Consider the following 20,799-nt stretch of genomic DNA (forward strand, 5'->3'; position numbering starts at 1 on the left):
CAAAGATAGTGAAAGGTGAGTGTAGAGACAAATGAAAACCAAAGTTTTCAAATTTGTCTATGCCGAACCGCATCCTATCTTATCTAAAGATAGTGAAAGGTGAGCACAGAGACAAATGAAAACCAAAGTTTTCAAATTTGGCTATGCCGAACCGTATCCTACGGTTATCTAAAGATATGAAAAGTGAGCGCAGAGCAAAATCCCAAATAAAAAAGGAATGCAAACCAGACAAACCACGTTTTCTTCCGGCTTGCCCAGTTCACATTCCTCCTGTCAAACAACTAACTTTTAGAAAGTAACAGGCATCAGAACTTTACCGTCACCTTCTTACCCTTATAATCAACTACCTTTTCTTTTCCGTCTGGAGTGCGAACCGTAAACTTGCGCTCAGCCAACATTCCTTCGTAAGCACCCTTGCGTGCACCAATGGTCAAGGTGCGTTTGGCATCGTTCCAAGTCATAGGAATCTCGGTATAAGCACCCGACTCGTAATTGTAATTGTCGCCTTCGTCTTCGTAAAGAACAAAATCACCATTAGCACCCGGATAGACGCGTACTACCAGATTATCCCATTTCTTCTCGCCAGTATATTGCACATCAGGACCTATAGGAACAATGCTTCCGGCACGTACAAAGAGAGGAATACGGCCAAGAGTCGTCTTAATTTTCAGGTTCTGGCCACCTTCCGAGAAGTCGTTGGTCCAGTAATCGTACCATCCGCATCCGTCAGGCAAGTAAACCTCCATATCCTTGGATTGAGTAAAGTCGGCATTCAGGACGGGAGTTCCCTTACCTTTGTTTCCTTGTCCCCAGCCTTCATTCTCTTTCAGCTGTTTCTGCTTCTGTTCGGGAGTGTACTGGGCATGCAGAACCGGTGCTACCAGCAGCGACTTACCAAACATATATTCATTGCCGATGTTCCATGTCTTCTTGTCGTTCAGGAAGTCCATGAAGAGCGCACGCATGAAAGTTGACTGACGATGGCTGACTTCCCATGCTGTAGAATACAGATAGGGCAACAGCGAATAACGCAGTTTCACGGCATCGACCAACGCATCGTAAACCGGCTCGCCGGCCTTGCCATACCAGTAAAACTCACGAGACACGTCGGCACCATGGCTACGCATCATCGGACAGAAAGCTCCGAACTGTACCCAACGGACATACAATTCCTGATACATAGGATTCTTTGTAGCACTGTTGTCGCCAAAACTTGCATTGTACGAACCGGCAAAGAAGCCACCCAAGTCGGAATTCCAGTGCGGCATACCAGTCAGCGAGAAGTTCAGTCCGGCAGTCACCTGACGGCGGAACATATCCCACGACGACTGAACATCGCCCGACCATACATTAGAACCATAACGCTGTTGTCCCAAGAAGCCCGAACGGGTCAGGATAATCACACGTTTGTCTTTGGTTACTTCGCGTTGGTGATCAGAAACACCACCTACCGTCATCAACGGATAGGCATTGCGCACACTGCGGTAAGAGCCCAGATAAGTCTGACGGTCAAAGTCGCTGTCCTTATGGTTGAAGTGGTCAGGTTCAGTAGAATCCATCCACCAGCCATCCATACCCAACTGGAAGATACCTTTGTTCAGATGATCCCAATAAATATCGCGAGCCTTCGGACTGTAAGCATCGTATACACGTACGCCCGACGGATATTCTGGATTGGGCGGCCAGCCTTCTACTCCGGATTGCGGCCATGTCTCAATGTCGAACAACAAGCCTTCCTTATCCAATGCACGGTAAGGTTTCGTGGCCGGTCCGAAAGAAGACCAGATAGAAATCATCATGTGTGCATTCAGCGCATGTACATCGTCAATCATCTGCTTCGGACGGCTGAAAGTCGGATTCTGGAAGTCCATGGCGTTCCACAGATAATTGTGTCCCCAATATTGCCAGTCCTGAATAATACAGTCCAAAGGAATGCCCAGTTCGCGGTACTTCTTTACTACTCCTACTGTTTCTTCCTGGCTTTTATAGCGTTCCTTGCTCTGCATGAAACCGTAGCTCCACAACGGCATCATGGGCACTTCGCCTGTCAGCGCACGTACCTGTGCAATAACACCGTCGGCCGAACCGCCGTACATGAAATAGTAATCAATGCATTCGCCTACTTCCGAACGGAAAGAAGTTTCCTTTTCGTTATCGGTATAGGTAGTAGCTGAATAATTGTCCCAAAATACGCCATAGCCTTTGGTCGACTGGAAAATGGGAGATACATCTTCCACATTGCCCTGTACCAGTACTTTGGTCATATTGCGTTGCATCATCTGACCGTTCTGCAACTGTCCGAGACCGTAGAGGCCTTCTTCTTTATCTACCGTAAAGCCCTGATACACGGAGTAAGTGGACTTTCCGGCATCGTTGAAGGGAGTAAAAGCCTTGTTGTTCTCCTGCTCCTTCAGCAACAGGCTACCGTCTGCCTTTGCATACGACAATACACCCGTCTTCGTATCAAGTGTCACCACCAGCACGGGACTCTTCATAACAATCTCGCCATTGCCCGATGTAGACACTTTTACGTCCGACTTCTCTGGAAGAGCAATCACCGAAAGACTCTTCTTTTCTACTGTCTTACCCTGCGGAGTCTTCAACACCCGCAAGCTGTTGGGATTGAACCACTGTACTTCCACATCCACCTGCTTGCCGGGAATGGAAGTCTTGATTCCGTTTTCTGTCTGCTGATAAGTTTGCGCCCAGCTCCAGGCTACACACAGACAGAAAGCCATTGTTGCAATGTTTCGCTTCATATTTTTACCTTATTTATATATTACTTAATTTCCCACCAATCCAACATAAAGAGGTTACCTTTCTGCATGGGTGAACCTTTGAATACGAAATACAGGTCGTGTACGCCTTGCACACTCTTCAGCTTAGTCTCGAATTCGCGCAATTCGCCCTTGGTATGGTCAATCTTTACAGTACCGATGCAAGTACCTTCCTTGGAGTCAAGACGTATTTCCATAAAGCCGCCGTAAAGATGGCAGGAAGCTGAAACCTTAAACGAAGAAGCCCCTTTCTTGAAATCAACGCCTTTCACCATCAGATATTCGCCTTCATCAATGTCGGTCACTAACTGATTCCAACGATCGCGTGCCCAAGGATTCTTTTGAGTAGTTTTCAGGCCATATCCCCATGCCATGGTTTCAGCCTCAACCTTCCGATAAGGATTGAAGTTTTCTATCTGCTCCAGCTTACAATCCTGGAAATAAGGCAGCTCCTTGATTGTTCCATCGGCATTATATTCCATTTCGGCTGCCGACACCGAACGACGCTCGGCATGACGGCTGGTCTGGAAACGGAAGATGTCGTAGTTCTGGCCAAAGCAATAGGATTTGCCCTTGTAGTCGATAATACCGGGATGATTGCCACGAGTGCGAGGCGTATGATCCATGATGTGACCCTTATACTCCCACGGACCCGTAGGACTGTCGCTCATGGCATAGCCAATACCTTCGGGACAGCAGGTGGAAGCAAAAGCCAGGTAATAATGTCCGTTGCGTTTGTAGAACCAGGGACCTTCCTGATAGTCTTGTATCTTCGGAAGTTTCACAATGTCGCCCGAATAAGAAATCATATCCTCGTTAAGTTTTACACAATAGAGATTAGGATTTCCCCAATACATATAAGCCTGGCCATCATCATCAATAAATACAGTCGGGTCGATGTCGTCCCAATGCTCTCTTTGCCAAACCAAAGGCTTTCCAATAGGATCCTTGAATGGTCCGAAAGGAGAATCGCTCACCAACACGCCGATGCCATGACCGTGTATCGGGCAATACATGTACCACTTTCCGTTACGGTTGACCACGCTGATAGCCCAAGCACCATTGTCTCCTTTATACCACTTGTTAAAGTCGCGTAAGGATGCCACCGGTCCGCGATCCTGCCAATTCACCATATCGGTCGAAGTATAGAGCAGCCAGTTCTGCATCTTGAAGTTCTCGGCATCGTCTTCATCGTGACTTGTGTAAAGATAAATCGTATCGTTATAAACAATCGGTGCTGGATCGGCCGTATATTTAGTCTGAATAATGGGCATATTCAATTTGGGCCACTCACTATTGGCATTTTGTGCCATCATCAACCCGGACACACCTAAAAGCAATCCGGCAATTCCTAATTTTACTCTTTCCATGATATAGATGTAATTGATTTAACAACTGGAGCAAAATTAGTGAAAAACAGCTGTAGAAGGGGGATACAAATGTTGAAACAAACAACACTCTCGTTGAAAAAGGCACTTTATTTACTTATTCCTTATGCTATTGACGTACTGCGAAGGCCGCACACCAAACTCTTCCTGAAAACACTTACTGAAATAACTCGATGTACTGAAACCTACGCTATCGGTTACTTCGGCCACCGTATAGCCCTGTTCCAGCAATCGGGCGGCACGTTTCAAACGAACGGAACGGATGAAGTTTGTCGGAGTTTTTCCAACCACAGCCACCAACTTCCGATACAATCCGGTGCGATCCATTCCCATGTCGTGGCTCAATATTTCTACGGAATACTCCGGATTATTCAGGTTCAATTCGACAAAGTGCAATGCCTTTCGTATAAACGCTTCGTCAACATCGGTCAGCAGCGTCTGTTCGTCGGCCTGCTCCTCCGATGCCGTACGCAACTGCTCCTTCCGAACTTCCTGCTGCTCCAGCAACCGCCGCATATCAACCAGCAGTTCTTCCAGCTTCAACGAACTCTCATCGGCAGGAAGCGGCAACAATACACCTTCGGAAAGCTGACTCACTACAGACTTCAACTCGGAGACATTCTGCTGTATGACTTGCAACTGAATCTTATCCCTCCCCTCATCCGTATGTTTTAATAAGGAGTCCAACGGGACAGCAATCTTTTTAATCGGCTCTTCCAGTTCCTGATTGATGTTTTGGAGAAATGTAGTCTTCATCTCGTCCAACCGTTCTTTCTGTTCGCGTACCAGAATACGACGTTTGCGCTTGATATACCCCATGAGAAGCAGACAGACACTTCCTGCCAGCAGAAGCACATAGATCGTAATAGCATATCCGGTACGCCAAAAGGGAGTTTTCACCAGAATATGAAGCTGGGCATAATGCTCCGTCCAAGTCTTGTCATTACCTGCCGCACGCACCTTGAAGACGTAATCTCCGGAAGGTAAATCAGTGTACGTCGCATATCCCTTGCCGTCGGCCGAGTGAATCTCGCGTTCCGCCTTGTCGATGCCCTCCAGCTGATAGCGGTAATAGGTCTGTGTAGGGTTTGCATAGTTCATGGCCGAAAACTCTATGGTAAAGAAATTCTGGTCATGCTCCAACACAATATCACGAGTCACCGTCATCGGACGCTCCAATATCACATTTCCATGATATGCCTTGCCACTCTCTATCCGCTCACCAAAAAGGCTAAAACCCACGAACAAAGGGAAATAAGTTGTCGGTTCTTCTACCACGGACGAAGGATTCAGACGGTTGAAGCCATCAATTCCACCCCAGTACAACGTTCCGTCCGAAGCCTCGAAGACAGAACGCTCACAAAACTCATTGGCTATAACCCCATCAAAGCTATTGAAATTCACAAAAGTGTACAGCGTGTCATTGGCCGTCCGTTGAACCGTCAGTCTGCTGATGCCGTTAGCCGTCGAAATCCACACCGCACCATCGGAAGTACGGATAACAGAACGTACGGAGTTGTTCACCAGACCATCCGACGTATAAAAGATACGTTGCCGACCCGTAACCGCCTCCCACAACATAAGTCCGTCTTCCAATCCTATCCAGAAACATCCTTGTCCGGCATCGGCTATCGCATGGCAAGGATGACAAGACGGATAGAAATCGGTCTTCCCACTTCGCCTGTCACTGACAAACCATCCGTGACGCGTAATGCCGGCCAACGTATCGCGGCCTGCAACGACCGTCTGAAGGATAGCTTCGTCAGTCTCCTGTATCTTCAGGTCCGGTATTGCATCGGCAAAAGGAAGTCTTTCCCGACAAACGGACAATTCCCCAAGCGAGGGAACAAAAAGATAATCCTGATCATTGGATCTGACTATTATCTTCCCGGCAGCAGTCTCAGCAAATCCCTTCACAGCCACTGCTTCCTCGTCCGACAGAGGAAACAAAGCCTTGCCGATATTCTGAAAGCGGAACCGGTTCGGATGATAATAGAACAGACCGCGGTTCAGTGTACCTATCCACATGCCTCCCTGACGGTCGTTATAAAAGGTACTTACCTCTGTATCAATCTTCTGTCCGTCTACCAGCTTTAAGGTAGGGATATATTGTTTCTTTTTCAAATCAACCGAGATATTGATCAGACCTTCCGGACCACTGACCCAGATGCTTTTGTCCCGGTCAATAGACAAATAGTTGAACCAGGCATCCGTACTCATCACTACTTCCCAGTTCTTTTTGTCGACATCATAATTCAACATTATTCCACCCGAATATCCGTTGCATAACTGATAGAAAGAATGCTCACCCTGCACAACATACGACGTATTTCCATAGTGCCCCGCCGGCAGCCCCTCGGGCTGTTCGAGCCGATAAAGTTCTTTCCCTGATGCAAGATCGTGGCAGACCAGCGTACCGGAACGGTAAAACAGATACAGCTTGCCTTCGAGCACACCCAAATCATAAAGCTGGTCATCACTTCCTGAAACATTCCGCATGAAAACTGATGGCTCCCGCTTGTCTTTGCCAAGCCGAAGCAGCTCGTCACGTCCGTTTATCAGCCACAACGTCTGTTCCTTATCCATAAACAGATCTTTCACCGGAGTATCTATTCCCCACTGTGCCAGCAAACTGTCCGGACGTTCCACAAACTGTTCACGCCCGATATCAACCACCATGAATGTATACTGATTCTTGATCCAGACGTAACCGCTATCATCTATATAAGAATGGTGAAACCCCGAATACTCGGACAAACGGCAAAAGTGCCTTTGGTCATAGTGCAAATAGCTGAAGCTTGTTCCATCGTAAATGTTCAGTTGGCCTTCCGTCATAATCATCATACGTCCGTCGGGCAGCTGGGCAATGTTTCTCACCTTGTTACTCGATAACCCTTGCGAAGCGCCTATCGGAGTAAAAGCGTAATGCTTTTCCGGGAAAACTGGTAAAGCAACAGCAAGCAGACATGCCAGGCATACCAATCTCCATACGGCACACCATCGACTGCCTGCTACCACACATTCCCCTTTTTTCCCTGTTATAACCAACATATTTTATTTTCCATTTGATGCAGCAAACTTACGGAAAAATCTTTGTTTTTCCACTCCGATGCGACAAAAATCAATTTCCCAAAAATCTGTTCACCGATTATCAGCAAGGCATCTAAAGTGCCACTTTAGCCTGCCAAAGAGGCACTTTACGCCGCCAAAGAGGGACTTTAGCATGTTCAACGGCCACATTACTCATGCTTTCACCCTACTTTGGATTTTATTTCCCCGAAAGCGCCTTCACGCTTTCACTTCACCGTAACGCATTCATTACAAATGTGTTCCGGTGAAAGCAAGGTTTCACGGCTGGTGTCACCGGCAGAGTAGCTGTGTTTTTTTCACCAGCTTGCAGGATGAGGTTTCACCGTAATATCTTAATAATGAAATGTTTGCGGTGAAAGATGGATACGCGGACGACACAGATGGAGCGGATAAACGCGGATTTTATTTTTTATTATTTCGTTTGGCTGAGTTTTGGGGGTTGAAGTTTCACCTTAAGCAGATAGGTATGAATGGACTGTGGTGAAAGATATACGGGAAACTGACTTGGTTATGGCAAAAAAAATACGGACAGAATGAATTTTCTCAAAAGAGGTGAAAGCTGATGCCAGTCTTGCAATTATTTTTCCCCAGTTAGGAAAAAATAATTGCCTAGTTAGAAAAAAATTTTTTCCTAACTGGGAAAAAACAGACGGTTTATACAGCCATCCTGTTATCATGTGGTGAAAACCTCAATGCAACAATTGTGAAAGATGAAGATTCACCATATCATACTGTATATCAATACTTAAACCGTGCGTGAAGGCGTGAAAGCAATTTCGGAAAGAATAAAATCAAGTGGTGGGTGAAACCACAGTCTGCCACATTCCGGCAACAAGCGATGTTTCACCCACCACGAGTAAACATTTCTAGCACACAAGTGTCGCTCGCGAGCCGTGCAAGTGTGGAACGCGAGCCGTACAAGTGTTGTTCAGGAGCAATACAAGTGTTTTATACAAGCCTCTTTCCACTAATCCGAACCCCTTCCGACTGTTCATAACATATCTGGGCAAGCGTCCCATTACATTTTTTCAAGCGAATAAATAGAATTGGCTACACTTTTTGGAACGAATATCATCATTCCCACACACTTTTCCAAGCGAATCAAACCGGCAATAACCAAAGTTACGTTAGTACCCCATAGCCGTAATCCACATCAGAATTTCGACCTTGAACCACAAAGAAAATATTTCGCATAACACCTTTTTAACAGTCAAGTACACAGATTTCACGTCCTTTTGCTTATCTTTGAAGCCTAAACTATGTAATCAAATATGTCCGATTATGATTTAATAGCCATTTTAGGCCCGACCGCTTCCGGAAAAACCCAATTTGCAGCCGCTTTGGCCAGCAGACTGGATACGGAAATCATTAGTGCCGATTCGCGCCAGATTTACAAAGAAATGAACCTTGGCACCGGAAAAGATCTGGCCGACTATACCGTAAACGGCAAGCAGATCCCATACCACCTTATCGACATAGCCGAGCCGGGATATAAATATAACGTATTCGAATACCAACGCGATTTTCTGAAAGCATACGAAACCGTCAGGCTCAAAGGCAAATTGCCCATCATGTGCGGAGGTACAGGCATGTATCTGGAGTCGGTATTAAAAGGTTACCGCCTGCTCCCTGTTCCTGAGAACCCGGAACTGCGCGCACGGCTGAACGGCAAATCGCTCGATGAACTGACCGAGATATTGAAACAATATAAAACCCTGCACAATACGACCGACGTTGACACCGCCAAACGTGCCATACGCGCCATCGAAATAGAAGAGTATTACGCACATACACCAGTAGACGAACGGGCTTTTCCGCAACTGAACAGTCTGATTGTGGGAATAGACATTGACCGCGAACTGCGCCGTGAAAAAATAACACGACGCCTGCAACAGCGGCTCGAAGAAGGAATGGTGGAAGAAGTACGCGACTTGATAAAGAAAGGTATCAAACCTGAGGACCTCATTTATTATGGTCTGGAATATAAATACCTGACTCTGTACGTCATAGGAGAACTGACTTACGAACAGATGTTCCACGACCTGGAAATAGCCATCCATCAGTTTGCCAAACGGCAGATGACATGGTTCAGAGGCATGGAACGCCGTGGATTTACCATCCACTGGATGAATGCCCAATGGAGTATGGAAGAGAAAATAGCATTTGTAACCCAATTAATCGAACAATAAAAAAGAGACTCATGAGCGTAGAACCCAATAAATGGGGAATCATATATAACCCCAAAGCCGGAACACGGAAAGTCCAAAAACGATGGAAAGAAATCAAAGAGTACATGGACAGTAAAGGTGTGTCTTACGACTATGTACAATCCGAAGGATTCGGGTCCGTGGAACGGCTGGCTGGCATACTGGCAAACAACGGCTACCGCACCATTGTCATCGTAGGGGGAGACGGCGCACTGAACGATGCCATCAACGGCATTATGCACTCCGACGCAGAAGACAAGGAAAACATTGCCATCGGAATCATCCCCAATGGCATCGGGAACGACTTTGCCAAATATTGGGACATCGGCTCCGAGTACAAAGAGGCCGTGGACTACCTCATCGAAGGCAGACGACGCAAGATAGACGTCGGTACCTGCTACTATTATGATGGTGAAAAGCATCAGACCCGCTATTTTCTGAATGCCATCAATATCGGACTGGGAGCACGTATCGTAAAAATCACCGACCAGTGTAAGCGTTTCTGGGGAGTAAAAGCCCTGTCGTACTTCATGGCCTTGCTTTCCATCATATTCGAACGCAAGCTCTATCGGATGCATCTGAAAATCAACGGCGAGCACATCCGCGGACGCATCATGACCGTATGCATAGGCAGCGCATGGGGATATGGACAAGCCCCCAGTGCCGTTCCTTATAACGGATGGCTGGATGTATCGGTCATCTATCGTCCGGAATTACTGCAACTTTGGTCCGGATTGTGGATGCTTATCCAGGGACGAATCCTCAACCACAAAGTAGTCAGACCCTACCGGACTCAGAAAGTCAAAGTATTGCGGGCTCAAAACGCTTCTGTCGATTTGGACGGACGAATTCTCGACCGCCACTTCCCGTTGGATATCGGAGTGTTGCATGAAGCTATCACGCTGATTATCCCCAATTGACAGTAAGCCATACTATTTCAGCTAATAAAAAGCAAATTAAATAAGTCTTATTACAAAGACAGATATTAGAACTTATTATGATAGAACTAAAAAACAATCCTGCCGGCAACTTTTTCCTGATTGCCGGTCCTTGTGTAATTGAAGGAGAAGAAATGGCCTTGCGCATTGCAGAACGCATTGTGGGCATCACCGAAAAGTTACAGATACCTTACGTGTTCAAAGGCTCTTATCGGAAAGCCAACCGCTCGCGTCTGGACTCATTCATGGGAATCGGCGACGAAAAAGCCCTGAAGATACTCAAAAAAGTACACGATACGTTCGGCGTACCGACTGTAACAGACATCCATGCAGCCGACGAAGCAGAAATGGCAGCCGAATACGTTGACATTCTGCAAATTCCTGCTTTCCTTTGCCGGCAAACGGACCTGCTGATAGCTGCAGCCAAGACGGGTAAGACCATCAACATCAAAAAAGGACAATTCCTGTCGCCGCTTGCCATGCGTTTTGCCGCCGAAAAAGTGATTGAAGCCGGCAATAAACACGTCATGCTGACCGAACGCGGTACTACCTTCGGCTATCAGGATTTGGTAATAGACTATCGGGGTATTCCTGAAATGCAATCGTTCGGCTTCCCAGTAATCCTTGATGCTACCCACTCCTTACAGCAGCCGAATCAAGCCAGTGGAGTAACCGGAGGAATGCCTCAGCTTATTGAAACAGTGGCTAAAGCTGGTATTGCAGTAGGAGTAGACGGGCTGTTCATCGAAACACACGAGAATCCGGCTGTAGCCAAGAGCGACGGTGCGAACATGCTGAAGCTGGACTTGCTGGAAGGACTGCTCACCAAATTAGTAAGAATAAGGAAAGCCATTAAAGAAACAGAAGACTAAATTCCAAAATATTTTTAGGCTTCTGTGTGATTTATCGCTTTTCTTTCCGACAGATAAGTCAGAAAACAACTTAATTACAAAAAGAAATGAAACATCTATTTCGTAAATTAGGATTTGCCGTTATCATGTTATGCGGCAGTTTCCAACTGGCATCGGCTCAGATGCAGATGCCTCCCATCCCGGTAGATAAAGATGTACGTATCGGACATCTTGACAACGGTCTGACCTATTACATCCGCCACAACGCCCTGCCCGAGCATCGTGTCGAATTCCACATTGCTCAAAAAGTAGGTTCTATCCTTGAAGAACCACAACAACGTGGTCTGGCTCACTTCCTGGAGCACATGGCCTTCAACGGAACCAAGAACTTCCCGGGCGATGAAAAAGGACTGGGCATCGTACAGTGGTGCGAAACCAAAGGTATCAAGTTTGGTGTGAACCTCAATGCCTATACTTCAGTAGACCAGACTGTTTATCGCATCAGCAATGTGCCTACTGATGATCAAAGCGTAGTAGACTCCTGCTTGCTCATTCTGCATGACTGGAGCAACGCCGTACTGCTGTCAGACAAAGAAATCGATAAAGAGCGCGGCGTCATTCACGAAGAATGGCGTAGCCGGAACAGCGGCATCATGCGTCTGTACACCGAAGCCCAGGCAGTTATGTACCCGGGAGACAAATATGCAGACTGTATGCCTATCGGAAGCATTGATGTCATTGACAACTTCCCCTATCAGGCTATCCGCGACTATTACGCCAAATGGTATCGTCCCGACCTGCAGGGAATCATCATTGTGGGTGACATAGACGTTGACCAGATGGAAGCCAAAATCAAGTCAGTATTTGCTGACGTGAAGAAGCCCGTCAACCCGGCCAAACGTGTTTATTATCCGGTAGCCGACAACCAGGAACCTTTGGTTTACATCGGTAAGGATAAAGAAATTGACGACCCGACTATCGAAATCTACTTCAAGCAAGACCCGACACCCGACTCCATTAAAGGGAACATGGCTTACCTGCTGCAGCAATACATGCTTAGCATGACTACCAGCATGCTCAACTCCCGCTTGAACGAATTGCGTCAGTCTGCCAATCCTCCGTTCATCTATGCCGGATGCTATTATGGAAATTACTTCCTTGCACAGACCAAAGATGCCTTTACTTTAAGCATCAGCAGCAAGGCAGAAGGCATTAACGAAGCCCTGAAAGCCGGATTGACCGAACTGGAACGCGTACGCCGCTACGGATTCACCGAAAGCGAATACGAACGCGCACGTGCCAACTACCTGCAACGTCTGGAATCGGCTTACAATGAACGCGAGAAGACCAAAAACGATTCTTACGTCAACGAATATATCAACCACTTCCTGATGGCAGAACCGATCCCCGGCATCGAATTCGAATATACGACCATGAATCAGATTGCTCCGAACATCCCGGTAATGGCCATCAACCAGGCAATCCAGCAAGGCGGTCTGCTGCCCGACAACAACCAGGTAGTATTCATTGCTGCTCCTGAAAAAGAAGGAATTGTTTGTCCTACCAAAGAAGAGGTTGTCGCACAGCTGAAAGGCATGAAAGACCTCAAGGTAGAAGCTTATGTTGACAAAGTATCCAACGAACCGCTGATGAAAGAAGCTCCGAAAGGTGGCAAAATCGTATCGGAAAACACGAATGCCATTTACGGAACAACAGAACTGACCCTGTCGAACGGTGTGAAAGTCTACATCAAGAAGACAGACTTCAAAGCTGACGAAATCCAGATGAAGGGCGTAAGCCTGGGCGGTACAAGCCTCTTCCCCGATAATGATAAACTCGAAATGAGTTACCTGAACAGTGTCATACAAGCTGGTGGACTTGGCAACTTCAGCAAAGTAGACCTGACCAAGATGTTGGCTGGCAAGAAAGTATCTGTCAACGCCGCAGTCGGTGCCAATACAGAAGGCATCACCGGAAGCTGCTCGCCCAAAGATTTCGAAACCATGATGCAGCTTACTTACCTGAGCTTCACAGCTCCCCGCAAGGATATGGATGCCTTTGCATCACTGAAAAGCCGCATCAAAGCCCAACTGGAAAGTGCTGAATCGAATCCGTTGAGCAGCATCAACGATACTATCCAGAAGATGATGTACGGTTACCACCCACGCTACTTCAGCATGAAGCCTGAAATGGTAGACCAGATCAACTACGATCGCATCATCGAGATGTACAAAGACCGTTTTGCCGATGCCAGCGACTTCCGTTTCTTCCTGGTAGGTAACGTTGACATCGAAAAGGTAAAACCGCTGATCGAGCAATATCTGGGCGCACTGCCTTCGACCGGACGCAAAGAAACCTTCCGCGACAACCACATGGATATAGCCAAAGGTATGCTGGAAAATACTTACGCCAAAGAACAACAAACCCCGATGGCTACCGTATTCATGCTTTATTCCGGCAAGTGCAAATATGATCTGAAAGACAATCTTCTGATGAGCTTCCTGACTCAGGCTCTTGACATGGTTTATACTGAAGAAGTTCGCGAAAAAGAAGGTGGTACATACGGTGTAAGCAGCTACGGACAACTGTCTAAACATCCGAATGAGAAATTCATGCTGCAAATCGTTTATCAGACAGACCCTGCCAAGAAAGATCACCTGAACGGTATCATCGACGCACAAATGAAGAAGATGGCTTCCGAAGGTCCGACTGAAGAGCATCTGCAGAAGATCAAAGAATACATGCTGAAGAAGTACAAAGACAACCAGAAAGAAAACGGCTACTGGCTGAACAATCTGGACGAATACTTCTATACAGGTGTAGATTACACTCAGGGTTACGAAGAAGCTGTAAACAGCATCACCGTCAAAGACGTACAGAAATTTGCTGCCGACTTGGTTAACCAAGGTAACAAGATTACAGTTGTGATGACAGTGCCTGAGAAGTAATAATCTAATTTAAGTTTCGCAAATGCTCAACTTAGTAGTTGACAAGGCTTCAGTCAACAAGTCTACAAGGTTGGAAATGCCTTGTCAACTCGTCAACTTGTTACTCGTCAACTGTAACTTGAGCTTGCGAAAGTTGAATAATCTGAAAAGATAATCAAGCACAAACATACGAGGGTGTGTCGAAACAACAAAATATTGTCCGTTTTCGACACACCTTCTTCTTTCTAAAATCGTATATAACTGCCTATTAAAAAACAATGAACCTTTTCTTAGAACTCCGACGCCACGGCAAACTTGCCAATCAGCGCAATCCCATGTACGAGAAAAGCCGCTTCGCCAAATTCTGGATCTATCTGATGGTAGTATTCTGGGCCGGCTATCTCATCTTTTTGGGCATAACGTTTGCCTTTGCTTTCAGTGAAGGGGCACAGGAAGCCTATCATTTACTGAACGGCGGACTGCTTTTTATCCTTGCACTCGATTTCGTTATCCGCCTGCCTTTTCAAAAAACACCTTCGCAGGAAGTCAAACCCTACATGCTGCTCCCCATTAAGCGAAGCCGGCTCATCGACTGCCTGCTGATACGTTCCGGTCTGGATTCATTCAATCTGTTCTGGTTCTTTTTCTTTGTCCCGTTTGCCATTCTGACCATTGCCCGCTTCTACGGAGTAACAGGAGTCTTAACCTATCTGATAGGTATCTGGCTACTAATGCTGCTCAACAACTACTGGTTCCTGCTTTGCCGTATGCTTATGGGAGAACGCTTCTGGTGGTTTTTACTCCCGGTCTTGGTTTATGGCGCATTGGGAGCAGCCTTCTTCATTCCCGATGAAAGTCCGCTATTCGACTTCTGCATCAATGTGGGCGAAGGTTTCATTTTGGGTAACTGGCTGACGTTTGCCGTAACTTTGGCCATCATTGCTCTGTTCTATCTGTTAGACCGCTATGTAATCGGAAAGATGATTTACGGCGAAATCAATAAAGTAGAAGATACGACTGTGCAGGTAAAACATGTATCGGAATACCGTTTCCTGGAACGTTACGGCCAGGTGGGCGAATACATGAAGCTGGAACTGAAGATGCTGCTACGCAACAAAATCTGTAAGCGCGGACTCTATTCGGCCGGTGGCGTGGTACTGGTATTCAGTGCTCTCATTGCCTTCACAGATGCCTATCAGGGAGGAATGAAAGATTTTCTGGTTATGTACAACTTTGCATTATTCGGCATTCTGTTCCTGAGTACCATTATGGGCTACGAAGGAAACTATATAGACGGGCTTATGAGCCGCAAGGAAAGCATTTACTCACTTCTGCAAGCCAAATACGCCATCTATAGCATTGGACAGGTTATTCCGCTGGTTATGATCATTCCCGCCATCATTATGGGCAAAGTAACACTGCTCACCGCCATTTCATGGTTTTTCTTCATCCCCGGCTTTGTGTACTTCGGTATGTTCCAGATGGCTGTATACAACAACCGGACAGTAGACATGAACAACAAGATGACTCAGCGAAACGTCGGTACAGGCATGCAGAACCTGATTTCGTCGGCTGTATTCATAGTCCCCTTGCTGCTATATTTCCTGCTGCACTTCCTGACAGGCGAAACAACAACCGCATGGATATTCATAGCCATCGGACTCGCCTTTATACTGACTTCGAGATACTGGCTGCGCAACGTCTACAACCGCTTCATGAAACGGCGGTATAAAAACATGGAAGGCTTCCGCGACAGCCGACAGAAATAACCGGGCTATCCCATAGAAAACAGTTCTTCGGATATCCCCATCATCAACTATCCAGCTTAAAAACAAACTATGATTCAGATTACCAATTTACAGAAAAAGTTCGGCGAAAAAATAGCCGTCAACATAGACAATTACACCATCGGGAAGGGCGAAATGCTGGGTCTCGTAGGTAACAACGGCGCCGGAAAAACTACTTTATTCCGCCTTATCCTCGACCTGCTGCAAGCCGACCAAGGCGAAGTCACCATCAATGATATCAACGTAGCCCGAAGCGAGGACTGGAAAAGCATAACCGGAGCCTACATCGACGACGGTTTCCTGATCGACTACCTGACTCCTGAAGAATACTTCTACTTCATCGGCAAAATGTACGGTCTGAAGAAGGAAGAGGTAGACGAACGGCTGAAACCATTCGAACGCTTTATGAACAACGAGGTGCTGGGACAAAAGAAGTTCATACGCAACTACTCCATGGGAAACAAGCAGAAAATAGGCATCATCTCTGCCATGCTGCACTATCCCCAGTTGCTGATACTCGACGAGCCGTTCAACTTCCTCGACCCCAGTTCGCAGGCTGTCATCAAGCATCTGCTGAAAAAGTATAGCGACGAACATCAGGCCACGGTCATCATCTCCAGCCACAACCTGAACCACACGGTCGACATCTGCCCACGCATCGCTTTGCTGGAACACGGTGTCATCATCCGCGACATCCACAACGAAAACAATTCAGCAGAAAAAGAACTGGAAGACTACTTCAATGTCCGTGTCGAAGAAGAACTGGAAGAAGAAGCCAGCCAGCAAAACGAAGAAAAGCAAGATAACCAAACCGAATTGCAATGAAACAGTCCATCGTCCATGCCCTCTGCCTCCTGCTTCTGGCTATCGGAGTGAGTTCGTGCCACACGTCGGCTCCCCGACTGAACTATCAATCTCTGGCCCGCGCTTCCCTCAAACTGGGTATGGACATCGAACGGACCGACAACCACCAGCTGTACATACAAGCCGCCGAATGGATAGGCACCCCCTATCGTGCCGGCGGCACCAGCAAGCGTGGAACGGACTGTTCGGGACTGGTAGCACAACTCTATAAAAAAGTCTACCACATACGTTTGCCACGCAGCACTTCCGGCCAACTGGAAGAAAGCCGGAAAGTGTCACGACGCAATTTGCGCGAGGGCGACCTTGTATTTTTCACCAGTCGCACCTCGCGCAAAAAAGTGGCTCATGTAGGCATCTATCTGAAAAACGGCAAGTTTATTCATGCCAGCACCAGTCGTGGGGTAATCGTAAGCAGTCTGAAAGAAGACTATTATTCCCGACACTGGCTTCGGGGCGGAAGAATAAAGTAAACCATCTGCCTGTTTCGGTACGATTCTCTGCATTTCCCCATGTACCGGTTTGTTACGACTGATGCAATAACACAATAGTCTTTTGCAACCAAACTCTCAGACGATGCTATCCCCGAAAAACGTTTCAAGCGTCAGAGACTATTCACATAATCGTTCAGTTCGTTCACCACTGCGGCAGCAGTCTTGGCCGTGCTGTTACCGGGCATGAAGTTTCCGACAAGCCTGTTCAGTTTGTCCAGCGCACGGGTCGCCTTCCGGCGAGTCAGCTCTTCGCGTAATAACAGGATTTTCTCACAGCACTGCAAGCCCTCGACCAAACGTTCGAAACGTATGCTACTGCGAGGTCCCGGATACAGACAGTATGTATCGCCTGCTGCCCAAGTACGGAAACGGGAATCGCGCAACGGGTCAAGCGGCCAGCTCATGGTAGACCATCGCAAATAGCCATCATAACCTCCTGCAACTGCATGAATGGCAGTCCAGGCTGCCTCGGCCGGCGATGAAAACGTAAAGATATTTGGGAAAGCTTCCGTGCAACAAGTATAATATGTACTGATTTGACCTTTCCGCTCGCGCTCGGCTTTGACTTCTTGAGGGAATACCTGTCCGTAAGGAATGCACAAGTAATAAAGATCGGACTGAATCTCTGCATGATAGTTGCCGGCAAGCATTATCTTGAAGCCGGGATCGGCAGCCTTCACTACTTTAATAGCTTCCTGCATGTCTTTCAAAGGACGCTCGTCCATCGAAATGGCCGTCTTTCCAAACCATCCCTTTGCCTTAAGATGGCGCGCAAAATCTTTCAGGAAGGTTCCCCAATAGTCTGCATATGCACGGTCGCCCGGCTTAGCCTCAACGAAAAGCACCCGATTAGTAGCCTGGTCATAATAATCGAACTTCAAGTCCCAGGGAACCATTGTGTAGCAGCTTATCAGGTCATCAATTCCTACCTCATTCATCATGAAATCGACCCACTTGTCGAATACCGTATAATCGAACTTCCAGGTTCCGTCCAGTTGCTTCATCCGGAATATCATACTGTCATAATGGTCTTGTGTCTGACCGGCCCAAGGCTTGTGCATAATGCTGGCAGTAATAGTCCGCTGCCCGGCATCGGCCAACATTCGCATAATGGGACGCATGGCATCGAAATGCTCTTTACTCCACAACGGAACCTGATAGTAACGGGCTACGGCATAAGGATTCTGCCACAAGTCGACATACATCTTCCAGTCTGCAGGAGCCGGCAACACCCGGTTGCTCACCTTTATCTCGACCATGAGAGACTGCTTGGCCAACTTTTCGCCCGACACTGACAACTTACCACGATAGATGCCCGGCTGACTGTCGGACGGAATCCAGACATTCATCCAGATGGGTTGTGTGGTACGTGCTTTGACCGGAAGTTCCAGGTTGATATCAATCATATCGGCCACCAGAGACGAGTCCCAGTCTGCTTTATTGGGCCGATGACCGCATCCGCCCTGGCCGTCCTTATTCAATTCGTCGGTCATGACATATCTGACAAAGCCTGCCTTGACCGCCGATGCCGGAATCCGGTGCTTGCCGTTTGTCAGGTCGGATACCTCTATCCTGACCTTGCCCAAGTCTGCTTTTGTCCAAAGCACAGCCTGCGCATTCACTCTTTCGCCCCGCCAGCCTTTCAGACGGAGCGAACTCTTCCGGCTGATGTCGGGGACATCCAGTTTTCGGTAACGCACATCTGTACTGCCCCAACTGAAACAGGCAGTCTGTTTCAGCTGTTCCCACACTGTTGCATCGTCGTGAGGCTTGGTATCGGTTAATTCATCGAACTGATGTAGCGGAAAGCGATCCGCCTGCTGGGCACCGGCATACAAGCTACAAAGCGCCAACACAAAAAGAAAGATTTTTTTCATAACAAATATAGATAATTACAGGTTATAGTAAAGCCAGCACCTATCATACGTGCAGATGCCACTGGACAGACGAAATGGTCCGTCTGGCAGACAAAGATAAAGCTAATCTGCCAAAAGAAAAACAAAATCACTACCTTTGCCACAAAAAGCGACCAATGAATTACTCTACTTATCTGTTCGACTTCGACTATACACTTGCCGACTCCTCGCGCGGCATCGTCACCTGCTTTCAGCATGTGCTGCAACGGAACGGTTATCTTCAGGTAGCCGACACGACCATCAAACGGACCATCGGCAAGACGCTGGAAGAATCGTTCACCATCCTGACCGGCGTAACCGACAGCGAACGCCTGGAAGAATTCAGAAAACAGTATGTCAAGGAAGCCGACGTCTACATGACTGCCAATACGTTTCTTTTCCCCGAAACCATCCAGACACTGACTGCCCTGAAAAACGCAGGCGCCAACGTTGGAATCATCTCGACCAAATACCGCTACCGCATCAAAGAACTGCTCGACCATCACCTGCCCGACGGGGTAATCGACATCATCGTAGGCGGCGAAGACGTGAAACAACCCAAGCCCTCGCCCGAAGGACTGCTGTATGCCATTGAGCGGCTGCAGGCCGACAAAACACAGGTGTTGTACATCGGCGACAGCACCGTCGATGCCGAAACAGCCCAGTCGGCAGGAGTAGACTTTGCCGGAGTGACACACGGAGTAACCACAGCCCACGAGCTGGCCTGCTATCCGCACGTCTGCATCATGTCGTCGCTGGAAGAACTGCTCTGAAGAAAAGCCGGAACTGATACGAAAAGAAATAACAAACTGCGTCTGCTTACATCCCCTGACAGACTATCTTTAACAGCCCCTACGAACAACACTTGCACGGCTCGCGAGCCACACAAGTGTTGTTCGCGAGCCGTGCAAGTGTCGAACAAATGAATTGCAAGTGTCCCACAAACGGAATACAGACATCTTTCATCCGACGTGTACAACACGGACTAACTCGCTATTGATGAGCCAATTGCGTCAAAGCAATCAGTTTCTCCTTATCCATCCTTTCCGCCTCCATCCCAGCCTAACCGGATTTTCGTCCGAAATATAAAAATCACGACACGCACCATTTCCTCAAGAAAATAGTTACAGAATTATTTGTTCGTCTGAATGAAAAACAGTACTTTTGTGCCCGATTATTCCGAACCGGGTCCGACAAAGAGCTTTCCAAGTGATTGGAGACCACCCGACGGAGCTAACTTATACATTATATATAAGAAATGTACGCAATTGTAGAAATCAACGGTCAGCAATTCAAAGCAGAAGCTGGCAAGAAACTGTTCGTTCACCACATGCAGAATGCAGAAGCTGGTGCAACAGTAGAATTTGAAAAAGTTCTTTTGGTAGACAAAGACGGCAACATCACCGTAGGTGCTCCTACAGTAGAAGGCGCAAAAGTTGTTTGCGAAGTAGTTACCGCTTTGGTAAAAGGTGACAAAGTTCTCGTATTCCACAAGAAGAGAAGAAAAGGTTACCGCAAGTTGAACGGTCATCGTCAACAATTCACAGAGTTAACAATCAAAGAAGTAGTAGCTTAATCAATTTA

General features: G+C 47.2%; 12 protein-coding genes and 1 pseudogene. 9 read left to right on the forward strand and 4 right to left on the reverse strand.

From position 1 onward, the window contains the following. Positions 1-305: 305 nt before the first annotated feature. The 3 genes from Q3C19_RS10785 to Q3C19_RS10795 all read right to left on the reverse strand — a co-directional run bounded on the left by Q3C19_RS10785 (position 306) and on the right by Q3C19_RS10795 (position 7,216). Positions 306-2,759 carry a TIM-barrel domain-containing protein gene (locus Q3C19_RS10785; RefSeq protein ID WP_302729236.1) on the reverse strand — a complete coding sequence of 818 codons (2,454 nt, stop codon included), beginning with the start codon at positions 2,757-2,759 and terminating at the stop codon, positions 306-308. Between the two features lie 20 nt (positions 2,760-2,779). After that, positions 2,780-4,093, reverse strand: coding sequence for a glycoside hydrolase family 43 protein (locus Q3C19_RS10790; RefSeq protein ID WP_302729288.1), 1,314 nt, complete (start codon positions 4,091-4,093; stop codon positions 2,780-2,782). A gap of 165 nt (positions 4,094-4,258) precedes the next feature. Continuing rightward, on the reverse strand, positions 4,259-7,216 hold the full coding sequence (locus Q3C19_RS10795; protein ID WP_302729238.1) for a helix-turn-helix domain-containing protein: 2,958 nt from the start codon (positions 7,214-7,216) through the stop codon (positions 4,259-4,261). A gap of 1,310 nt (positions 7,217-8,526) precedes the next feature. Between Q3C19_RS10795 and miaA the strand changes: the two genes are divergently transcribed. From miaA to Q3C19_RS10830, 7 genes are all read left to right on the forward strand, one after another. Beyond that, on the forward strand, positions 8,527-9,444 hold the full coding sequence (gene miaA / locus Q3C19_RS10800; RefSeq protein ID WP_022162581.1) for a tRNA (adenosine(37)-N6)-dimethylallyltransferase MiaA: 918 nt from the start codon (positions 8,527-8,529) through the stop codon (positions 9,442-9,444). A gap of 11 nt (positions 9,445-9,455) precedes the next feature. Continuing rightward, on the forward strand, positions 9,456-10,382 hold the full coding sequence (locus Q3C19_RS10805; RefSeq protein WP_071150086.1) for a diacylglycerol kinase family protein: 927 nt from the start codon (positions 9,456-9,458) through the stop codon (positions 10,380-10,382). A gap of 77 nt (positions 10,383-10,459) precedes the next feature. Then, complete coding sequence (gene kdsA / locus Q3C19_RS10810) at positions 10,460-11,272, forward strand: 3-deoxy-8-phosphooctulonate synthase (RefSeq protein ID WP_022162583.1); 813 nt, start codon at positions 10,460-10,462, stop codon at positions 11,270-11,272. 86 nt (positions 11,273-11,358) lie between these two features. After that, a complete protein-coding gene (locus Q3C19_RS10815; protein WP_302729242.1) occupies positions 11,359-14,199 on the forward strand; it encodes a pitrilysin family protein in 2,841 nt (946 codons plus the stop codon). Between the two features lie 257 nt (positions 14,200-14,456). Next, a complete protein-coding gene (locus Q3C19_RS10820; protein WP_302729244.1) occupies positions 14,457-15,947 on the forward strand; it encodes a DUF5687 family protein in 1,491 nt (496 codons plus the stop codon). A 69-nt stretch (positions 15,948-16,016) separates the two neighbouring features. Further along, positions 16,017-16,790, forward strand: a complete 774-nt coding sequence (locus Q3C19_RS10825) for an ABC transporter ATP-binding protein (protein ID WP_022162587.1) — start codon at positions 16,017-16,019, stop codon at positions 16,788-16,790. After that, positions 16,787-17,299, forward strand: a complete 513-nt coding sequence (locus Q3C19_RS10830) for a C40 family peptidase (RefSeq protein ID WP_071150089.1) — start codon at positions 16,787-16,789, stop codon at positions 17,297-17,299. Before Q3C19_RS10825 ends, Q3C19_RS10830 begins: the two co-directional genes overlap by 4 nt. Positions 17,300-17,430: 131 nt before the next feature. Here the strand turns inward: Q3C19_RS10830 and Q3C19_RS10835 are convergent, their stop codons facing one another. Then, positions 17,431-19,197 (reverse strand): glycoside hydrolase domain-containing protein, encoded by a 1,767-nt coding sequence (locus Q3C19_RS10835; RefSeq protein WP_302729246.1) that lies wholly within the window; start codon positions 19,195-19,197, stop codon positions 17,431-17,433. 155 nt (positions 19,198-19,352) lie between these two features. Between Q3C19_RS10835 and Q3C19_RS10840 the strand changes: the two are divergent. Together Q3C19_RS10840 and rplU are read left to right on the forward strand one after the other, a co-directional pair. Then, positions 19,353-19,985, forward strand: a pseudogene (locus Q3C19_RS10840) (HAD family hydrolase); the annotation flags it as partial. Between the two features lie 488 nt (positions 19,986-20,473). Continuing rightward, positions 20,474-20,791: a 50S ribosomal protein L21 gene (rplU, locus tag Q3C19_RS10845; RefSeq protein ID WP_071150091.1), complete on the forward strand. Its 318-nt coding sequence runs from the start codon at positions 20,474-20,476 to the stop codon at positions 20,789-20,791. Positions 20,792-20,799: the final 8 nt, after the last annotated feature.

Origin of the sequence: Bacteroides sp. ET489, from assembly GCF_030518095.1 — a bacterium.
GTDB lineage: Bacteria > Bacteroidota > Bacteroidia > Bacteroidales > Bacteroidaceae > Bacteroides > Bacteroides ndongoniae.

Excerpts from the sequence above, each read along its gene's own strand:
- Q3C19_RS10795 (WP_302729238.1), bottom strand. The coding sequence starts at position 7,216 with ATGTTGGTTATAACAGGGAAAAAAGGGGAATGTGTGGTAGCAGGCAGT.
- rplU (WP_071150091.1), top strand. The coding sequence starts at position 20,474 with ATGTACGCAATTGTAGAAATCAACGGTCAGCAATTCAAAGCAGAAGCT.
- Q3C19_RS10820 (WP_302729244.1), top strand. The coding sequence starts at position 14,457 with ATGAACCTTTTCTTAGAACTCCGACGCCACGGCAAACTTGCCAATCAG.
- Q3C19_RS10830 (WP_071150089.1), top strand. The coding sequence starts at position 16,787 with ATGAAACAGTCCATCGTCCATGCCCTCTGCCTCCTGCTTCTGGCTATC.
- Q3C19_RS10785 (WP_302729236.1), bottom strand. The coding sequence starts at position 2,759 with ATGAAGCGAAACATTGCAACAATGGCTTTCTGTCTGTGTGTAGCCTGG.
- Q3C19_RS10815 (WP_302729242.1), top strand. The coding sequence starts at position 11,359 with ATGAAACATCTATTTCGTAAATTAGGATTTGCCGTTATCATGTTATGC.
- Q3C19_RS10835 (WP_302729246.1), bottom strand. The coding sequence starts at position 19,197 with ATGAAAAAAATCTTTCTTTTTGTGTTGGCGCTTTGTAGCTTGTATGCC.
- kdsA (WP_022162583.1), top strand. The coding sequence starts at position 10,460 with ATGATAGAACTAAAAAACAATCCTGCCGGCAACTTTTTCCTGATTGCC.
- Q3C19_RS10805 (WP_071150086.1), top strand. The coding sequence starts at position 9,456 with ATGAGCGTAGAACCCAATAAATGGGGAATCATATATAACCCCAAAGCC.
- miaA (WP_022162581.1), top strand. The coding sequence starts at position 8,527 with ATGTCCGATTATGATTTAATAGCCATTTTAGGCCCGACCGCTTCCGGA.
- Q3C19_RS10825 (WP_022162587.1), top strand. The coding sequence starts at position 16,017 with ATGATTCAGATTACCAATTTACAGAAAAAGTTCGGCGAAAAAATAGCC.
- Q3C19_RS10790 (WP_302729288.1), bottom strand. The coding sequence starts at position 4,093 with ATGATGGCACAAAATGCCAATAGTGAGTGGCCCAAATTGAATATGCCC.